Here is a 19,833-nt window from a genome sequence, read left to right on the forward strand (position 1 = left end):
ATTAAAATGGAAAAACAAATTAATTATTCAAAATTAGCACCAGCAGCACTTAAAATAATGATGGAAATGGAAAAGTTTATTAAATCAACTGATATAGACCATAAACTTCGTGAACTTATCAAAATTCGCGCTTCACAAATAAATGGTTGTGCATTTTGCCTTGACATGCATTCCTCTGAAGCGAGAGAAATAGGAGAAACGGAACAACGTTTATACTGTATTAGTGCATGGAGAGATTGCGATTTTTACACAGATGCGGAAAAAGCAGCTTTAGAGTTAACTGAGCATATTACACAAATTTCGAATAAAGGTGTATCTGAAGAACTATATAATCGTGTAAGTAAACACTTTAGCGAAGAAGAATATGTAAATCTTGTATTCATAATCAATCAAATTAACAGTTGGAATCGTATTTCTATTTCTATGGGGAATAGACCAGCTGAAAAATAAGATCCTAATTAAAAAATAAAAATGAGCCGCAGATTGGCTCATTTTTTTAATGTAATTTTTCAATTCTTATTAAAATTTTGTACTTTTATAACATCTCTTTTTATTAATTTCTTTTTATTAGAATAAATTTTTATAGTGTAGAGATCATGATTATTTCTAATATAATTTTTTTGATCTATTGTCATATTTGAAGTAGCAATAGAACTAGATAGATTAAAAATAGCTCTTCCATTTATGATTTCGTATACTTCATTATGATTTATTTCTTCAATATTGACTCCAAATATTGATTGGACTTTTTTAGGTAGTTCTATTTCTATTCGACCATTTTTTATATCGTTTTTAAAACGTTCCGGTACTGATACGACCAAATAATATTCAACTCGATAAAGTAATTGATTATCCACGGAATCTTTGATCTCATAATATCTTTTGGATAATGATTCAATATTTGGTTCACTTTCTTTAGAAGATAGTGAATCATGCTTATCTAATTTTTGAGACGAGGAACCAGACTTATATAAAAAAAAGGTAGTTAATAAAATTGCAGTAAATGAAAAAATCAAAGTTAATATCTTTATGGATCTCATTTTAATCCTCCATTTAATTCGGTTAATAACTGGTGATTATGAAAGATGTTCAGTTAAATTTAAAGTTACTTTAATCTTATTCTTTGAATGTAAAGAATTTCCTTTTAATAAGTTATCTGGAGGTTGTTAAATAAAAAAAGGCTGCCTAAAAGTCATAAATCCCGACTTTTTGGACAGCCCTTACATTTTACTTTATTAGATTATTTTAAAGGTCCACCAAGTTCAGCTAATTTAGCATCAAAGCCTTCAAATTTTTTGAAGTTTTCTTTGAATTTAGTTACTAATTCAAGTGCTTTTTGATGATAAGCTGATTTGTCTTCCCAAGTTGTTGAAGGAACTAATACGCTATCAGGTACACCAGGTACATGAGTTGGAATTGCTAAACCGAAAAACTCATCTTGTGTAGTTTCAATATTGTTTAAATCACCTTCAAGTGCAGCGTGAACCATTGCTCTTGTGTAAGAAAGATTCATACGTTTACCAACGCCGTATTCTCCACCAGTCCAACCAGTGTTTACTAAGAATACATTTACATTATGTTTTTCAATTTTTTCACCAAGCATTTTTGCATATTCTACAGCTGGAAGCGGTAAGAATGGTGATCCGAAGCATGTTGAGAATGTTACTTGTGGAGAAGTAACACCACGCTCAGTACCTGCTAATTTACTAGTAAATCCACTTAAGAAGTGGTACATAGCTTGCTCTTTTGTTAATTTACTGATTGGAGGTAATACTCCAAATGCATCAGCAGTTAAAAAGATAATTGCATGCGGATGTCCAGCAACACTTGGCTCAATGATATTTTGAATTGCTTGCATTGGGTATGCAGCACGAGTATTTTCTGTTAAAGTTGTATCATCATAGTCAGCTAAACGGTTATCAGATTTAACTACTACATTTTCTAAAACTGTACCAAATTTAATTGCAGAGAAAATTTGTGGCTCTTTTTCAAATGTTAAATTGATACATTTAGCGTAGCAACCGCCTTCAATGTTGAATACACCATTATCTGACCATCCGTGCTCGTCATCACCGATTAACTTACGGTCTGCATCTGCAGATAATGTTGTTTTACCAGTTCCTGAAAGTCCAAAGAATAATGCTACATCGCCTTCGCTACCAACGTTAGCAGAACAGTGCATTGGTAATACATTATTTTGTGGTAATAGGAAATTCATGATTGAGAAAATAGATTTTTTCATTTCTCCAGCATATTCCGTACCACCAATTAAGATAATTTTCTTTTCAAATGATACAATAACAAATGCCTCTGAATTTGTTCCATCAACTACAGGGTCTGCTTTAAATGTTGGAGCAGAAACAATTGTAAATTCTGCTTCATGAGTTTGAAGCTCTTGCTCAGTTGGGCGAATAAATAATTGATGAGCAAATAAGTTGTGCCATGCAAATTCGTTAATTACTTGGATTGGTAAACGATACTCTGTGTCAGCACCAGCAAATCCTTTAAATAAGAATAATTCGTTACGATCTTTTAAGTAGTTAAGTACTTTGCTATATAATTTTTCGAATACGTCAGCAGAGATTGGTTGATTTACTGAACCCCAATCGATTAAATTTTCAACAGATGCCTCTTGAACAATAAATTTATCTTTAGGTGAACGTCCAGTATATTTGCCTGTTGAAACGCTAACTGCTCCTGTTGACGTTAAAATTCCTTCTTGTCTTGTTAGGACTTTTTCAACTAACTCAGAAACGCTTAGTTGGTTATACACTTGATTACTTGTAAGTAATTCGTTTAATTCAAAGTTTACATCAACTGTCTTCATATACTAATACCATCCTTTAAATATATTTGTCTGCCATGTAGGTATCTCGATAAATAGTATAACACATTTATTTTAATAGTGTATACTATTAGTTGGCAAAATGTGTTATGAATTTGATTAAAAAATAAATTTGAGTAAAATTTACTTACTAAATGAAGTAAGTTATTTAAATGTAAGTATAATACTTAGTAATTTCCCATTAAATAGAAATGAATGTAGAGATAAAGTTATTGTAGAATTATGTATAAGTTATAATGAAAATTGTTGACAAGAAAGTGAAATTTTAATATGATACTTTTCATACGGATACTCTCTTATCCCGAGTAGGTGGAGGGATACAGGCCCTACGAAGCCCAGCAACCTCACTTTTAGTGAAAGGTGCTGAACCTGATGCAAGACTTTTTTTATGTCTTGGACGATAAGAGCGAAAGGCAAATAACCAAGAACCCTTTCCTCATGTAATATTTGATAAGAGGAAGGCTTTTTTTTTGCTCAAAACTTAAATACAGTGGCAATTTCGTAATTTACACTGAGTTATCTTTATCTTAAATGGGAAACATAGGAATAGGAAAAAACTTTTTATTCTTATGTTGAGAAAAAAGAGATCCGTCACATTCAATTTAGGAGGGGACTCAATGTCACAACGTCGTTTATTTACTTCAGAATCAGTTACAGAAGGACATCCAGATAAAATCTGTGACCAAATTTCAGATTCAATTCTTGATGCAATTTTAACAAATGATCCGAATGCTCGTGTAGCAGCGGAAACTTCAGTTACAACAGGTTTAGTACTTGTTGCAGGTGAAATTACAACTTCTACTTATGTAGATATCCCAAAAATCGTTCGCGAAACAATCCGTGAAATCGGTTATGATCGTGCAAAATATGGATTTGATGCAGATACATGTGCAGTTTTAACTTCTATCGATGAGCAATCAGCTGATATCGCTCTAGGTGTAGACCAAGCGTTAGAAGCTCGTGAAGGTAGCATGACAGATGAAGAAATTGAAGCAATCGGTGCAGGAGACCAAGGTTTAATGTTCGGTTTTGCTGTTAATGAAACACCTGAATTAATGCCACTTCCAATTTCATTATCTCACAAAATTGCTCGCCGTTTAACTGAAGTTAGAAAAAATGAAACAGTTTCTTACTTACGTCCAGACGGTAAAACTCAAGTAACAGTTGAGTATGATGAAAACAACAAACCAGTTCGTATTGATGCAATTGTTGTATCAACACAACATGGTCCAGAAGCTACTCAAGCTCAAATTGAAAATGATATTAAAGAACTTGTCATTAAACCAGTTGTACCAGCTGAGTTAATTGATGAAAACACAAAATTCTTTATCAACCCAACAGGTCGCTTCGTAATCGGTGGACCTCAAGGGGATGCTGGTTTAACAGGTCGTAAGATTATTGTTGATACTTACGGTGGATATGCTCGTCACGGTGGTGGCGCATTCTCTGGTAAAGATGCAACTAAAGTTGACCGTTCTGCTGCTTACGCTGCACGTTACGTTGCGAAAAACATCGTAGCTGCTGGCTTAGCTGATAAAGCTGAAGTTCAATTAGCATATGCAATTGGTGTAGCTAAACCAGTTTCAATCGCTATTGATACTTTTGGTACAGGTAAAGTTTCAGAAGAAAAATTAGTTGAAGTAATTCGCAACAACTTCGACCTACGTCCAGCTGGAATTATTAAAATGCTTGACCTACGTCGTCCAATTTACAAACAAACTGCTGCTTATGGTCACTTTGGCCGTACAGATATCGATCTTCCTTGGGAGCGTACTGATAAAGCAGAAGTTTTGAAAACTGAAGCAGGTCTATAATAAATGATTAAGGCTGAATATGGCATATGCTATATTCAGTCTTTTTTGTTTAGTTAGAATCACACTGTTTTATTCTACATATAGGTATACTTAAAAATCATTATTCATAGGTTTAAATGACTAAATTAAAGTTTGTAATGGAGGAACCTATGAAAGCGATTATATGTACAAAATATGGTCCACCAGAAGTTCTTCAAATAACTGAGGTTGAAAAACCAAAAATAAAAGATGATGAGGTATTAATTAAAATACACGCAACAACTGTAACCGCAGGAGATGTAAAACTTCGAAGCTCCGATTTTCCTTTTATGTATTGGCTACCTTCACGCCTTATGTTTGGCCTCACTAAGCCGAAAAATCAAATACCAGGTTGTGAGCTTGCAGGAGAAATAGTCACAGTTGGCAAAAACGTAAGAAATTTTAAAACAGGTGATCAAGTTTTTGGATATAGTGGATTTAATTTTGGGTCTAATGCTGAATATATCTCTTTACATGAAGAAGGTGTTCTAGCTAAAAAACCTATAAATATGTCATTTGAGCAAGCTGCAGCTGTACCTGTTGGGGCGCTTACTGCATTACACTTTCTAAGGGGAAGTATTATTCAAAACGGACAAAAAGTACTTATTTATGGTGCTTCAGGAAGTGTTGGAACATATGCAATTCAGCTAGCTAAATATTTTGGTACAGAAGTTACCGCATTATGTAGTACAGCAAATTTAGAATTGGTAAGGGCATTAGGAGCAAATGAAGTAATCGATTATACAAATGAAGATCTGTCTAAGAGTAAGAAAACTTATGACATTATTTTTGACACGGTAGGTAAAAGTTCCTTTTCTAATTGTAAAAGATTGCTTAACAAAGATGGCGTCTATTTATTAAGTGCGGTATGGAAGCTTTCAGTTTATTTCCAAGCTATATGGAGTAATTTATTTAGTAATAAAAAAGCCATACTTGGTGTAGCTAATATGAACAATGAAGATTTAAATTATATAAAAGCACTTATTGAAGCGGATAAGTTAAAAGCTGTTATTGATCGACAGTACCCACTTAATCAAATTGTTGAAGCACATCGATACGTAGAAAAAGGGCATAAGAAGGGGAATGTCGTTATTAACATTCGTGGGATTTCAGACTGTTGACAAACGCTCGCTTTCTTCGGTGCTTCGCCTCTATATACGGTGCTTATTACCTGCGTCTCGAAATATAAGCTAACTTTTTATTTACACAAAGAAATCCCTCAAAATAGACTTTTGAGGGATTTCTTTTATAGATTTTCATTTTGCTGTCTGATTTCTTCTCCAGCTAATATTATATTGGCTGTTTCAATTTTACGGTGCTCATCCACGGAATGACCTGGATCGAGATTATTAAGGTCTGCTTGTATTTTCATTTGCTCTTCGCTTCTGATGGGTTTATTTTTTTTGCTCAATTTTATTACCTCCATATATATAGTAGAAAGTCAATGAAACCCTCGTTGTTTTAGTCTTAACGAATTGACTAACTTCATTCAATGTTATAGAAGTAATTGATTTACTCGCTTAATTCACTTATTAATTTTTGAAAGGTAAGATAAGCAGGCTTAATAGTATAATCATCCTTCATAATACCAAATTGATGAAATAGGTCGTCTTTTGAACTATCAGCATCTCTTAAACCAAAAAATTCATAATGGGTAATATTTAGTTCCTGACGCAAAGAATAGACTGTTCGAATAATTACTTCAAGTACGATTGATTGTTGCTCATATGACCTTTTGATTTGTATAAATGGATTTTTGCCAGTAGGCCATCCATTCTCTGTAATGTGTATTGGAAGGGTGGATGGGAAACCATTACGATCTAAGGTTTCTCGAAATTTACGTAGTATGTTTTCTACTGAAACAGCAACTTCCTCAATTGTTAAAGGTTCCTCAAATACATCCACATAAAAATTATGACCTACATAATCAATTGACTGAATAAATTCGTCCCCACCTATTTTCATTAAATTTTCCCAAAAATGTGGAACTGCCTTTTCTCCCTCAGGAACCGAGCCAAATCCAATTTTAATAGGTAAATTGCTTTTTTCAATTTCTTCTTTTACAGTTAGAACACCTTGTACAAGCGCTTCTAATGTCAATTTAGAAATTTTTTCCTAGAAAGGTTTGTAATAAAATGAATTCAAATCCAAATCAAATCGCAGAGAAGTTTATCCAACTACTTCCTCTAGTTTTTAATAAGTTTAACAAGCAAGGCTCTAAAAATACTTTAAAGAATAAGCCGTCCGAGCTAACTCATTTACAAAGTCATATATTAGAAGAATTGTTTCAAACAGTAGATGGAATTTCAATTACAGAGCTAGCTCAAAATATAAGCATTTCTAAACAGCAAATGACTCCATTAATTATGAAATTTGAAGAAAAAGAATATGTATCTAAAATTCAAGATCCGAATGATAAACGAAGTGTAAAAATTATCCTTACTGAAAAAGGTAAAAAAGTTGTCACAAAGCGATGGGAAGATTTTTATCATATTTTTTGTGAACGGATTGGACAGCTTGATGAGGAAGACTTACTTGATTTAGACTACTCAATGCACAAGATCATAAAAATACTTGGGAAATTAGATTAGAGAGGGAAGAATCCCGATTAGGCATGCTTATTGTTGTTAAATTATAGAAATCCTTGAACATTACTTACTAATCGTATATTATGTTTTAATATAACAACATACAAAATTGTATAACCTCATTGATATGGTATGAGGGTCTCTACCAGGAACCGTAAAATCCTGATTACGAAAAAGAATGTAATTTTATTTACATCCTTCTTCGTAATCAGGATTTTTTTATTTTCACACAATTATGAAAGTGACTAGGGAGGAAAAATAATGAAAACAGTCTATATAAATGCAACATTTTTTACAATGGATCAAGAAAATAAAATCTTCGAAAACGGTATGATGATCGTTCAAGATCAATTCATTACTTATGTCGGAAATCATTCTGAAGAGCTAGTAAAGGATGCGGATCAAGTAGTTAATCTTCAAGGGAAATGGGTAATGCCAGGACTTGTAAATACACATTCTCATATTCTCATGACGCTTTTACGTGGTATTGGAGATGACATGCTGTTAAAGCCTTGGTTAGAAACTAAAATATGGCCGATTGAAAGACAATATACAACTGAAATTGCTTCTGTAAGTGCACAGCTTGGAATTTTAGAAATGGTTAAGTCGGGAACTACAGCATTCTCAGATATGTTTAACCCTAATGGAATCGATCCAAATGTTGTCATGGAGACTATTGGTGAAACTGGAATTAGAGGAGCATTTTCATATTCAATATTTAGCTTTGGAACAGAAGAAGAGCAAAAATCGAATCTTAAAGGTGCTGAGCAATTTTCAAAAGACTACAAAAGGTTTGCTGATGGCCGTCTAACAACGATGGTTGCACCTCATAGCCCATATGCATGCACACCAGAAGCTCTAATTGAAAGTGCACGTATCGCAAATGAAAATGATTTAATGATGCACATTCATGTATCTGAAACAGATTATGAAATTCAAGATATTGAAACTCGTTATTCAAACCGACCTGTAGAACATCTACGCAAATTAGGTGTATTTAATCAGCCGACAGTAATGGCTCACGGTGTAGTTCTAAATGATGAAGAAAGAGCGATTCTAAAAGAATATGATGTACGAGTTGCTCATAATCCAATTAGTAATTTGAAGTTAGGTTCTGGGGTTGCTGATGTGGTTAGTTTATTAGACGCTGGAGTAAAAGTAGGTATAGCAACGGATAGCACAGCATCTAATAACAATCTTGACATGTTTGAAGAAGTGAGAATAGCTGCACTGCTACAAAAAGGAATGTATAAAGATGCTACGAAATTCTCAGCACAAACTGCATTAACTTTGGCTACTCGAGGTGGCGCAGAAGCTATAGGAATGGGACATACTGGCTCACTTGAAATCAATAAAAAAGCAGACTTTATTACAATTTATCCATTTGATAAAGAGCATTTACAACCATTAAGTAATGCCTATTCACACTTACTATACGCTGCACGTGGTAGCGATGTATGTGATGTTTTCATTGATGGGAAAGCAATTGTAAAAGACCGTATTTGTTTAACAATTGATGAAGAAAAAGTAATCGCAGAAGTAAATCGATTACAGAGTAGATTTGCTTAAAAGTAAATATACAAAGAAGAGCAGGAAAAAAGATATTCCTGCTCTTTCTAATTTAAAAATATCGTTCATTGATGATTTTTAAGTGATGTAACTCATGGCCTGCAATAATATAAGCAATTGCACGAGGTGTCGTTGGGTGATTTAGAACATTTCCCTCATTTTCTAATGTTTCATTAGATAAGTTTTCTAACATAGATAAAGTTGCTTGACGAACAGTTTGATATTCATAAATAATTTGCTCTAGCTCAAGTCGATTGAAATTTGCATTTTCATTATAGGCGTTTTCATCAAAAGATGGTAAAGGATTGTGATCCCCTCTTGCAATTGCCAATAGACGATAGCACATTATTCTTTCAGTATCGACTAAGTGTCCAAGAACTTCCTTAATACTCCATTTCCCGTCCGCGTATCGATATTCGGATTTTTCTTTGGAGATTGCCTTAAAAAAACTGATGGATTCCTCTAACTGCTTCCTCAAAATAGTTTGTAAGTCCCCTTTAGGAACTAGGGCAATATAACCTTTAAAGTGTGGGTTATATTCGTTTGAATTTGGTCTAGACATCAATTAATCACCTCATAGTTTTAAATTTAAAATCAACAAAGCATAGTACAATAAGGAAATTATATATTATGGTAAAATTATGTAAATAGAAGTTTGAAAAATAAAAATATTAAGGTGATTAATATGAATATTCAGCTGAAGAAACGTTTTAAGCAATTTGCAAAAAATGAATGTGAAAATTCTAGTAAATTATATGAGTATTTATCATTAAAAATTGCAGAAGATGGAGAGATTCATGATTTATGTACTTTTGCGCAAGCTGGTCAGCCTATTCCAAATTTATTATTAGGGTCGATTCATTATTTATTAATGAATGGTAAGCATCATCCGTTAAAAGAGTTCTATCCAAGCCTAGTAGAAACACCAAAGGAATTAGAAGGCTCCTATCCATATTTTCAGGATTTTTGTAAAAAATTTAGAAACGAAATTATTCAGTTTATTCAAACGAAAATTGTCCAAACAAATGAAGTTAGACGTTGTGCATATCTTTATCCATGCTTTTCTTACATTTATCAAAAGATTAATAAACCAATCTCGTTAATAGAAATAGGAACTAGTGCTGGACTTCAACTATTATGGGATCAATATAAGTATTCTTATAGCACAAGTGAAACTATTTATGGGAATATAAAATCGAATGTTCTTATCAATTCGGAGGTAAAAGATAAAGGCCCAACTATTCTCCCATTATTAGAAAAAATGCCTCCAGTTGTTGATCGGTATGGAATAGATTTACACGTAAATGATTTATCAAACGAAGAAGACTATTTATGGCTAAAAGCCTTAATTTGGCCGGAGCATTTTGAACGAAGAGAATTATTTGAAAAAGCCGTTATAAGTATCAAGGGAAATGAAATCAATTTAATAGAAGCAGACGGAATTAAAATGCTTCCAGAAGTAGTCAAACAATTATCAAATGATTCAATTCTATGTATTTTTCATACACATGTCGCAAATCAAATACCGGTAAAGGGAAAACAAAGTTTATTAAAAACGATTGAAGTTATAAGTAAAAATAGGGATGTGTTTCATCTATATAACAATATTTGGGATCGAATGCTACATCTTGACCTTTATATTAATGGGGTAAAGTATGAAGAAGTAATTGGAGAAACAGAAGGTCATGGTAAATGGTTTGAATGGAGGATTTAGTAAAACATAATAAATAACTATGAAATGAGGGAGTAAAATGGAGATAAAAGGGATCAATCATTTGTTGTTTTCAGTATCTAATTTAGAAACAGCAATCGATTTTTATCGAAACGTATTCGATGCAACTCTCTTAGTAAAAGGTAGAACAACAGCATATTTAGATTTAAATGGTATATGGCTCGCCTTAAATGTAGAGAAGGATATACCTAGAAATGAAATTCATCATTCATATACCCATTTGGCTTTTACCATTGACGAAGACTCCTTTGAAAAAATGTATGATAAATTAGTTCAACTTAAGGTAAATAGATTGAATGGTCGTGAAAGAGATAAACGAGATAAAAATTCAATTTATTTTACAGATCCAGATGGACATAAATTTGAATTTCATACTGGTACACTGCTAGATCGAATTGAATATTATAAGCAAACAAAGCCATATATGGATTTTTATATTTAGTTGTTGGATGGAAAGTTTAGCTGAACTTTCTACGAAAAATATCTTGAATTAAAGATATTTTTTGATACAATATAGTTAAGAGTTCGGTAAAATGAAAGATAAAATATCATTTTAAACAGGTTAGTAATAATAGTAATAAGATATCTAGATAAGTTATTCTTTGTTTAATATCTCGAATTGAAGATAAAATTTAAAGGAGCGATAAACAATGTTCGAAAAAATCAATAGTAAACAATTAGGTCACGCTGATCACGGATGGTTAAAAACAATTCATCATTTTTCATTTGCAAATTATAATGATCCAAGTAATATGAACTTTGGTGTATTAAGAGTATTAAATGATGATTTAATTAAAGCACACAGAGGATTTGGGACTCATCCACATAGTGATATGGAAATCATAACATATGTCATTAATGGGAATTTAACTCACACTGATAGTATGGGGAATAAACATGAAATTGGACGTGGTGATATTCAGTACATGAGTGCAGGAACGGGTGTGTATCACAGTGAACACAATATGGGCAGGGATTTATTAAGATTAATTCAATTATGGATTATTCCTGACAAAGCAGGTCATACTCCAAATTACGGTGACTTACTATCAGATTGGGAAGAGAGAGAAGGAAAATGGTATCATATGGTATCCCCAGTTGAAGGGAGTGCCCCAATTAAAATTCACCAAGATGCAAATATTTACTCGCTTGCATTAAATGAAAATGAAGAAATTACTTTTGAAATGAAAAAGGATCGACAAGCGTATTTAGTCTTATTAGAAGGAAATGCCATTGTGAATGGAGAACTATTGGAAGCTAGTGATGCTGCAAAAATAATTGAAGAAGATATTAAAATAAAATCAAAAGATTTTTCACATTATTTAGTAGTAGAAATGAAAAAATAATAGATGAAATGATCTAATTATTGGAGGGGAAATAGGTAATGAAAACAAGTATTAAATGGGATGGCAAGTTAGCCTTTTCAGGAATTGCACCATCTGGCCATGAAATAAAAATGGATACTGCCGAGTCTTTAGGTGGGGAAAATAGTGCACCTACACCAGTTGAACTTTTAATTAATGCAGTCGCAGGATGTACAGCAATTGATATCGTATTAATCCTTGAAAAAATGAGATTAAAACTAACTTCATTCGAAATAGAAGTAAATGGTGAACGAGCTGAGGAGCACCCTAAGCGTTTTACTGACATTCACTTGCATTATATTTTAGGCGGAGAGTTAGATACAGAAAAAGTTCGAAAAGCGATCAAATTATCAAAGGATAAATATTGCTCAGTAGCTCATTCTTTAAATGCTAACATTACAGCAAGTTTCACTTTAAATGGAACGAAGGATGATGAAGTACTGTAATAAAAAGTAGCTGTCTCTAAAGTAAAAGTACTTTTTGGGGCAGCTTTTTTAATTGCAATTCAAAAAACCAGCAGATTGCTGGTTTCTTTACTTACTCTTCATTATCTAATTGTTTTTTTACATAAGTAGGAAGCATAAAGCAGCCAACATGTAGGTCTGTATTATAATATTTTGTTTCGATCCCTAGCTTATTCCATTCATCAGCTTTAATGTCTTTAATTGGATCATATTTTTTTGAAGCAAATCCGAATAACCAATGTCCAGATGGATAAGTTGGCATATGGAATTGATAAACTTTTGAAATCGGAAATGTTTCTTTAATTTTGGAATGAGCGCGTTTCATTTCGTGCGCGTAACTAGCGTAATATGGACTTTCATGCTGGTTAATTAGTATACCTTCTTCACTTAATACCCGTTTGCAATTGTTATAGAAAGCAACTGTAAAAAGCCCTTCACCAGGTCCAATAGGATCAGTTGAATCTACCAAAATTAGATCGTAATAACCTTCATCAGCTTCTTGTACGAACTTTAGGCCGTCTTCGAAATATAAGGTTAATCTTTTATCTTGATCTAATTTTGAAGCTGTTAAAGGTAAGTATTGTTGGCATAGTCTTACTACTCGCTCATCAATTTCTACCATATCAACAACTTCCACACCTGGGTATCGTAGTACTTCACGAGCAGTACCACCATCGCCCCCACCGATAATTAGTACTTTTTTAATGTTTGGATTAACGGCCATTGATACGTGCGTAATCATATCATGGTAGATAAATTCATCCTTTTCAGTCACCATCATATAACCATCTAGAGTAAAGAATGTTCCAAATGTTTCACTTCTAAAGAAATCGATTTGTTGAAATTCACTTTTTTCAGAATGAATATGTTCTTGAACCTTTATGGAGAACTTCGTATCCTCTTGGTGATTCTCTGTATACCATAAATCCATTAAATTTTCCTCCAAACTTCGATCGACGACCTTTATTATATATGGATCATCATCATCGTTGATTGTGATCGTACCTTCTGATTTTAAATAAAGATAATGCTGAATCAATTCGGTTGAAATTAGTTCACCAGGTATACAAAGAGGGATACCAGGAGGGTAAATCATGATTGATTCACCACTAATTAATCCACTTGCATCATGGATTGAAATAATACGTTTAGGATGATAGTAGGCTTCTCTAGGAGTCATGACCATTTTAGGATTTTTTAATGCAACACTTATATCTGTTTCAAGTTTCGGAAGTTTACCGTAATATCGGTCACTAATATCTCTTAATGCATCAATTAATGTTCGAATGGTGTCTTCATTATCACCTAGCGAGATAATTGCTAAAATGACATTAGGTTCGGCAAGTTCGATTTGAATTTTATATTCCTCTGCAAGCATGTCATATACTTTAAAACCAGACATTCCTAAATCTGAAACTTTCACAACGAGTTTTAACTCATCGTAATCGAATACCCCAACTCCATTTCGATATGAATCTTGCGTAATACATTTTAAACCTTTTATGGAGTTAATTTCTTCTTTAGCTTTTCTTGTTAAATTGAGTAATTTTTCAAAACGCTCTTGACCTTCTAAAACTAATTTCTTTCTTGCAACATCGATTGAACACATAAGTAAATAGGAAGCAGATGTTGTTTGAAATAAATTAATTGTAGATCGAACCCTATTTTTAGTAATGATCCCATCATTATGTAGTAGAACTGATGCTTGTGTTAAAGCACCACCAGTTTTATGCAAACTAAGGGTAACAAGGTCAGCACCAAGAAGGGCAGCGTTACTTGGTAAATCAGGGTGAAACGAAAAGTGAGCACCATGGGCTTGGTCTACTAAAACAGGAATTCCCCTGGAATGACCGATGTCGATAATTTGTTTTAAATCTGAAGTTGCTCCAAAATAGGTCGGATTTATAATCAGGATGGCTTTAACATCCGAATTTAAATCTAGGGCATGAAGAACAGATTTTACTGAAACGCCATTTACAATTCCATACTCATAATCGATTTCTGGTTCAATAAATACTGGTTTAGCACCTGCTAAGATTAATGCATTTATTGCGGATTTGTGTACATTCCTTGGTAGGAGAATTTTATCTCCATGTTCAAGGGCGCTCATAATCATATATTGAACTCCAGAAGTCGAACCATTTACTAACATATAAGCGTTATCTGAATGAAAGGCATCCGCTAATAAAGTTTCGGCTTCTTGGATTACACCTGTTGGATGCGATAAGTTATCAACACGCTTTGAAGAATTGACATCCATTTTAAGAGCCATATCACTCCAAAGCTCTCTTAATTCCTCCAGTGAATTACCTCTTTTATGCCCGGGAACATCAAAGCTTGTTATATCTTCCTTAGCATAACGGACTAATTCAGTTAAAAGCGGTGTTTTACTGTGATCCATCATCCATCAATATCCTCCACATCAGGACCATTCCATAAATTTTTACCGTAAAAGATTTCATCCATTTCATACTTCACTTTTTCTTCTATTTGTGAAATTTCATCCGCGTCTAATTTTTCTTTTGTGTAGCCAAAAAGATAATTATCTAAATTAAATTGTTTCAACTTACATTTAGTGTGGAAAATATTTTCTTGGAACACATTTACATCAATCATTTGATACATGTCCTTTATTTTTTGTGGAATGTAATTTTGGATTGAGTTTATATCATGGTCAATAAATAATTTATAACCGCTAACATCTCGAGTAAATCCTCGAACACGATAATCAATTGTCATAATATCGGCATCAAATTGGTGTATTAAATAGTTTAATGCTTTTAAAGGAGAAATTTCTCCACAAGTAGATACATCAATATCTGCTCTGAACGTACTAATTCCATCATCCGGATGATATTCTGGGTAAGTATGAACAGTAATATGACTTTTATCTAATGCTGCTACTACTAGCTCCGGTAATGGGCCAGGTGATTCGGAAAAAGTTTCAGATGAAGGATTATCAACCGGACCTTCTGAAACGAGAATCGTAACACTTGCTCCTTGAGGATCATAATCTTGTTTTGCAACATTTAAGATGTGGGCTCCGATTATATGCGTAACTTCAGTTAAAATTTTTGTTAAACGGTCAGCGTTATATTGTTCATCGATGTACTGAATATATGCTTCACGTTCTTCTTTTGTTTTTGTAAAGCAAATATCATACATATTAAAACTTAAAGATTTCGTTAAGTTGTTAAAACCATAAAGTTGAAAATTATTTGACGATGAAATATTCATCTATTGTCCTCCTAATTTTACAAAGTAAAAAAGTACGTACGAAAAAGTAAAAGCGACTGTACAATAGTCGCTAGTGTAACTACTCAATATATATTGTTTGTTTTTGAATTATTCATTATTCACATAAGTTGATGATTGAGGAGTTACTAATCGATAATGGTATTTTGTTGTTTTATTTAAAATATTCAGAAAATAAAAAGCAGGAAAATTGCTTATGCCTTCTTAGATATGAGGATTGGTGGTTGTGGTGTAAAGATTAGTTCAAATTCCTGTACTAATTTATTAAAGATACTATTCCAATCCTGCGTTAATGCATAATCTCTTGCTTTTTTTGACATATGCTTCAACATTTCACTTCCATGTAAGCAATCCTCTATTGCTTGGCAAAATGAAGATGTATTTTGTGGCTCACAAAGGACACCAGTTGAATAATCTCTAATTATATTTTTAACTCCACCTGCATTTGCACCAATCACTGGTGTTCCACATGCCATTGCTTCGAGTACTACATTTCCAAATGTTTCAGTATCAGAAGGAAAGACCATTAGATCAGACACACCATATATCTCAACTAAGTCCTTTTTTTGAAGGTAGCCTGTATAAATAATTTGATCGGTACCAGTTTTCTTAATCATTTCTTCTTTTTTTGGACCATCTCCAACGATTATCCAAGTTAAATTTTTGTTAAAACGCTGTTTGGTGTAGTTTATTATTTTCGATAAGGTTTCTAAATCCTTTTCAGGTGCAATTCTGCCAACAAAACAAACCGTATATTTAGAAGTAATATTATATTTTTGTTTAATTTCATTATGATTCAAAGTTGGACGAAAGATCGAACAGTCAACACCATGGGTCCAAATAGAGAGATTGTTAAAACCTTTTGTCTCTAAATGATTGAATGTATCCTTCGAAGGAACAAATATTTTTTGAGTAGGTTTATGAAACCAATCCAAATACTTCCATAAAATATTTTCTAAGAATGTTAAGTTATAGTACTGAAGATAATGGTCAAAATTTGTGTGGTATGAAGCAACCAAAGGAATTTTCATTTTTTTAGAAATATGGAGACCACTTAATCCAATTGTAAATGGCGTTGCGATATGAATAATATCCGGATTAAATTCTTTAAGCGTCTTTTTCATTTTTGAAAGGTTTGGAAATGAAATTTTACATTCAGGATAAATTTTAAATGGTACAGATTTTAATCTTGTTATATCTTGCGTTGATGATAATCCATAGTCCTCAGGAGCAAACACATGATATGAATGGCCATGATCTTTTAAGTAATTTGTAAATCGATTTAAAGTTTTGGCAACACCATTAACTTGAGGAATAAAGGTGTCTGTAAAAATAGCTACTCTCATAACTTCTCCTCCTCACAAATGATAGATAAAAAACTGTGAAATAAATGTAGTAAATATACCAAGTAATATTCCGAAAAACACATCTGATGGATAATGTAAGCCAAGATAAATTCGTGAGAATGAGACACACAAAACTAAAGGAAGTAAAATAAACACTGTAATTGGTAAATAAATCATAATAGGAAGACCAACAGATATAATTGCCGTTGTATGACCAGAAGGGAAGGAATGATCTTTTAAAGGATTTTTCAGCACAAAAGTACCTTCTAGTTTAAGATAAGGTCTTTTACGTGGATAAAAACGTTTAAGAAAATGAACAGGAATATGGCTAAGAGAAAGGGTACAACAACATAAGATTGATGCTTCATGTAATTCACCTTTGGAATAAAGTAATAAAATTAGTGCTGATGCAATTGTAAAAGTAGCTCCACCAAGATGGGTAATATTGCGAAAGAAAAAATTCAAGTAACGCTTCTGGAACAATGAATTAACGCGATAAAACAGTTGACATTCATATGTGTGAATCTTTTGAAGAATAGCGCTCATTTTTCATCCTCCATTATGCTGATATTTGTAACTTCATTATAAAAAGGGTTTATGGATTTAAATAGAAGCTTTTGTAAATGAATAATTTAGATATGTAAATTTTTATTAAAAGAATCGGAGCGGGGGTGAATAAGGTATCCAATAATCTTGAAAGTGCAAATGAATTTGTGAAAAGTGCAAATAAAAAGGCTAAAATTGCAATCTTGAAGGTGCAAATAAAAAAGCTGAAACTACAAATAAAACTAGCAAATCTGCAATTAAGAGAGTCAAACTACAAATAATCGGTGAAACTGCAAATAAGACCACAAATTATAAACTGAGCCGAAACAACAGTAATTACATGAAATTATCATAAAATAAATTCGAGCGGATCAAAATTATCAGTAAAACCTAAAAAAGAGAAGGCTTTAATCCAGTCCTTCTCTTTTTCTTATTAATGCAGCACAGTATGTAAAAAATCCTCAAATTATTTTGACTGATTTTCTTCTTCTACTTTTTTATAGAATTGTCCTTTTTCAATATATTCTTTACGAATTCGATCCATATCAATGATGTCTTCCTCTGTTAATTCACGTACTACTTTAGCAGGTCTACCAAATGCTAATGTGTTAGGAGGTATTACTTTTCCACCAGGAACTAAGCTACCAGCACCAATCATTGCACCTTCACCGATTTCGGCACCATCTAGAACGATTGAACCCATCCCAACTAATGCATTCTTTTTAACTGTACAGCTATGTAAAATAACACTATGTCCAATTGTTACGCCATCTTCTAAAATTAGAGGGCATTTTGGACTTTGGTGAAGAACAGATAAATCTTGAACATTTACATCATTTCCAATGATTGTATCATTAACGTCGCCACGGATTACTGCACCAAAAAATACACTACTATTTGCTCCAATTGTGACAGAACCGGTAACAGTTGCAGTTGAAGCGATAAAAGCTGATGGTTCGATTTTGGGTTGCTTCCCTTTGTATGGTAATATCATACTATACCGTTGCCAAGTATATAAAAAATACGATGATTGTTTAGTTTAATTCTCTAAACAACAAGGCAACATAGTTCACCTCCATAATATTTACTTCAATATGAGTATAACTTATTTTAACAATAGATAATTAATGAAAAATAGGGAGGAGTGAAAAAATGTCACTACCTAAAAATCCGATCCAATTAATGCCGAAAGTTTATAAAGCTGTTTTTCCTTTAGTGCATCAGGAATTAAACTATTGGAGAAATTTTGCAACGACAATCCCAGACCCAGAACTTAGAAAACAAGCATTAATGAGTATCGATACAAAAACATTCCATTGTGAAGGTGGTGCAATTTTAGCATTACTTTCTGAAAAGAATTTAAAACCTGTAATAGAATTTATCGTTGCATATCAAACAATTAGTGATTACTTAGATAATTTATGCGATCGTAGTACATCGCTTGATCCAGTTGATTTTGAAGCACTACATGAGTCAATGATTGATGCAGTAAAATGCCAAATATCCGATCAAATGTATTATCGCTTCCGAGAAGAACAAGACGATGGTGGATATTTACGTGCACTAGTTTCGAAGTGTCATAGTAGTTTAAATCAATCGAAGCATTATGAGGGAATTAAAGAATACTTAGTTCAACTTGCTGATTATTATTGTAAGTTACAAATACATAAGCATGTAAAAAAAGAAGAGCGAGTGCCTAGATTAACAAATTGGTTTGAAAAATATCAACCAGACCTTTCTGACTTAGAATGGTATGAATTCTCTGCGTGCGCTGGTTCAACACTTGGGATTTTTTGTTTAGTTTCTTATTCATTTAACGAAGTGATTTCTGAAAAATTATTTGAACAAGTCTATAAGAGTTATTTCCCTTATGTACAAGGACTTCATATTCTACTAGATTATGTAATTGATCAAAAGGAAGACGAAGAAGGCGGAGATTTAAATTTCTGCAGTTATTACCCGTCTAAAGATGTCATGTTAAATAGGATTGAGTATTTTTCAACTAAAAGTGATCAAGCTTTAAAAGATTTAAAAGATTATCGTTTTCATCGAATGATATGCCAGGGATTACTAGGCATTTATTTGGCTGATAAAAAAATGGCAGGACCAGACGAGATGAAAAGGATTAGAAGAGCGATTGTTAAGAACGGTGGCTTAACATCATTCTTTTTCTATGGCAATGCTAAGTTATATTTTAAATTAAAAGAGTTAAAGGCTGGTAATAGAAGGGTCAGGGAATCAGTTTAAAAAAGACAGGAAAACACGAAAAAGGATAGTAGATAAAACTATCCT

20 protein-coding genes and 2 riboswitches are annotated in these 19,833 nt (G+C 32.8%); of the genes, 10 read left to right on the plus strand and 10 right to left on the minus strand.

Annotated elements, in window-relative coordinates; genetic code table 11:
- Positions 1-6: 6 nt before the first annotated feature.
- Entirely contained in the window at positions 7-450 is a 444-nt protein-coding gene (locus CN514_RS02865) for a carboxymuconolactone decarboxylase family protein (protein ID WP_098231356.1), read from the plus strand.
- A gap of 59 nt (positions 451-509) precedes the next feature.
- On the opposite strand, the gene CN514_RS02870 is transcribed toward CN514_RS02865, so the two are convergent.
- Both CN514_RS02870 and pckA read right to left on the minus strand, forming a co-directional pair.
- A complete protein-coding gene (locus tag CN514_RS02870) occupies positions 510-1,040 on the minus strand; it encodes a hypothetical protein (protein ID WP_098231301.1) in 531 nt (176 codons plus the stop codon).
- Between the two features lie 200 nt (positions 1,041-1,240).
- Positions 1,241-2,827 (minus strand): phosphoenolpyruvate carboxykinase (ATP), encoded by a 1,587-nt coding sequence (gene pckA / locus CN514_RS02875; protein ID WP_098231302.1) that lies wholly within the window; start codon positions 2,825-2,827, stop codon positions 1,241-1,243.
- Positions 2,828-3,138: 311 nt separating this feature from the next.
- Positions 3,139-3,252: riboswitch (SAM riboswitch) on the plus strand.
- A gap of 210 nt (positions 3,253-3,462) precedes the next feature.
- Between pckA and metK the strand changes: the two genes are divergently transcribed.
- On the plus strand, positions 3,463-4,659 hold the full coding sequence (gene metK, locus CN514_RS02880; protein WP_098231303.1) for a methionine adenosyltransferase: 1,197 nt from the start codon (positions 3,463-3,465) through the stop codon (positions 4,657-4,659).
- 149 nt (positions 4,660-4,808) lie between these two features.
- On the plus strand, positions 4,809-5,798 hold the full coding sequence (locus CN514_RS02885; RefSeq protein WP_098231304.1) for an NAD(P)-dependent alcohol dehydrogenase: 990 nt from the start codon (positions 4,809-4,811) through the stop codon (positions 5,796-5,798).
- A gap of 125 nt (positions 5,799-5,923) precedes the next feature.
- Here CN514_RS02885 and CN514_RS25490 read toward each other — a convergent pair whose 3' ends face one another.
- Both CN514_RS25490 and CN514_RS02890 read right to left on the minus strand, forming a co-directional pair.
- Positions 5,924-6,088 (minus strand): hypothetical protein, encoded by a 165-nt coding sequence (locus tag CN514_RS25490; protein WP_176525770.1) that lies wholly within the window; start codon positions 6,086-6,088, stop codon positions 5,924-5,926.
- Positions 6,089-6,189: 101 nt separating this feature from the next.
- Positions 6,190-6,777, minus strand: a complete 588-nt coding sequence (locus CN514_RS02890; RefSeq protein ID WP_098231305.1) for a hypothetical protein — start codon at positions 6,775-6,777, stop codon at positions 6,190-6,192.
- 35 nt (positions 6,778-6,812) lie between these two features.
- Between CN514_RS02890 and CN514_RS02895 the strand changes: the two genes are divergently transcribed.
- A complete protein-coding gene (locus CN514_RS02895) occupies positions 6,813-7,268 on the plus strand; it encodes a MarR family winged helix-turn-helix transcriptional regulator (RefSeq protein ID WP_098231306.1) in 456 nt (151 codons plus the stop codon).
- Positions 7,269-7,354: 86 nt separating this feature from the next.
- Positions 7,355-7,454: riboswitch (purine riboswitch) on the plus strand.
- A gap of 72 nt (positions 7,455-7,526) precedes the next feature.
- Positions 7,527-8,834: an amidohydrolase family protein gene (locus tag CN514_RS02900; protein ID WP_098231307.1), complete on the plus strand. Its 1,308-nt coding sequence runs from the start codon at positions 7,527-7,529 to the stop codon at positions 8,832-8,834.
- 52 nt (positions 8,835-8,886) lie between these two features.
- Here the strand turns inward: CN514_RS02900 and CN514_RS02905 are convergent, their stop codons facing one another.
- Complete coding sequence (locus CN514_RS02905; protein WP_286141531.1) at positions 8,887-9,396, minus strand: DinB family protein; 510 nt, start codon at positions 9,394-9,396, stop codon at positions 8,887-8,889.
- A gap of 117 nt (positions 9,397-9,513) precedes the next feature.
- Here CN514_RS02905 and CN514_RS02910 point away from each other — a divergent pair, with 117 nt between their 5' ends.
- The 4 genes from CN514_RS02910 to CN514_RS02925 all read left to right on the plus strand — a co-directional run bounded on the left by CN514_RS02910 (position 9,514) and on the right by CN514_RS02925 (position 12,376).
- On the plus strand, positions 9,514-10,548 hold the full coding sequence (locus tag CN514_RS02910; protein ID WP_483294995.1) for a DUF2332 domain-containing protein: 1,035 nt from the start codon (positions 9,514-9,516) through the stop codon (positions 10,546-10,548).
- A 37-nt stretch (positions 10,549-10,585) separates the two neighbouring features.
- A complete protein-coding gene (gene fosB / locus CN514_RS02915; RefSeq protein WP_098231310.1) occupies positions 10,586-11,008 on the plus strand; it encodes a metallothiol transferase FosB in 423 nt (140 codons plus the stop codon).
- A 208-nt stretch (positions 11,009-11,216) separates the two neighbouring features.
- Positions 11,217-11,912 (plus strand): pirin family protein, encoded by a 696-nt coding sequence (locus CN514_RS02920; RefSeq protein WP_098231311.1) that lies wholly within the window; start codon positions 11,217-11,219, stop codon positions 11,910-11,912.
- A 38-nt stretch (positions 11,913-11,950) separates the two neighbouring features.
- Positions 11,951-12,376 carry an OsmC family protein gene (locus tag CN514_RS02925; protein ID WP_098231312.1) on the plus strand — a complete coding sequence of 142 codons (426 nt, stop codon included), beginning with the start codon at positions 11,951-11,953 and terminating at the stop codon, positions 12,374-12,376.
- Positions 12,377-12,467: 91 nt separating this feature from the next.
- Here the strand turns inward: CN514_RS02925 and speE are convergent, their stop codons facing one another.
- From speE to CN514_RS02955, 5 genes are all read right to left on the minus strand, one after another.
- On the minus strand, positions 12,468-14,798 hold the full coding sequence (gene speE / locus CN514_RS26155; protein ID WP_217993910.1) for a polyamine aminopropyltransferase: 2,331 nt from the start codon (positions 14,796-14,798) through the stop codon (positions 12,468-12,470).
- Positions 14,795-15,631, minus strand: coding sequence for an adenosylmethionine decarboxylase (speD, locus tag CN514_RS02940; RefSeq protein ID WP_069034739.1), 837 nt, complete (start codon positions 15,629-15,631; stop codon positions 14,795-14,797). Before speD ends, speE begins: the two co-directional genes overlap by 4 nt.
- Positions 15,632-15,843: 212 nt before the next feature.
- A complete protein-coding gene (locus tag CN514_RS02945; protein ID WP_098231313.1) occupies positions 15,844-16,995 on the minus strand; it encodes a glycosyltransferase family 4 protein in 1,152 nt (383 codons plus the stop codon).
- 12 nt (positions 16,996-17,007) lie between these two features.
- Complete coding sequence (locus CN514_RS02950; RefSeq protein WP_098231314.1) at positions 17,008-17,541, minus strand: phosphatase PAP2 family protein; 534 nt, start codon at positions 17,539-17,541, stop codon at positions 17,008-17,010.
- Positions 17,542-18,007: 466 nt separating this feature from the next.
- Positions 18,008-18,535: a gamma carbonic anhydrase gene (locus CN514_RS02955; RefSeq protein ID WP_098231315.1), complete on the minus strand. Its 528-nt coding sequence runs from the start codon at positions 18,533-18,535 to the stop codon at positions 18,008-18,010.
- 158 nt (positions 18,536-18,693) lie between these two features.
- Between CN514_RS02955 and CN514_RS02960 the strand changes: the two genes are divergently transcribed.
- Entirely contained in the window at positions 18,694-19,788 is a 1,095-nt protein-coding gene (locus CN514_RS02960; RefSeq protein ID WP_098231316.1) for a tetraprenyl-beta-curcumene synthase family protein, read from the plus strand.
- Positions 19,789-19,833: the final 45 nt, after the last annotated feature.

The sequence above is a fragment of the Bacillus sp. AFS001701 genome, from assembly GCF_002559405.1.
Lineage (GTDB): Bacteria > Bacillota > Bacilli > Bacillales > Bacillaceae_G > Gottfriedia.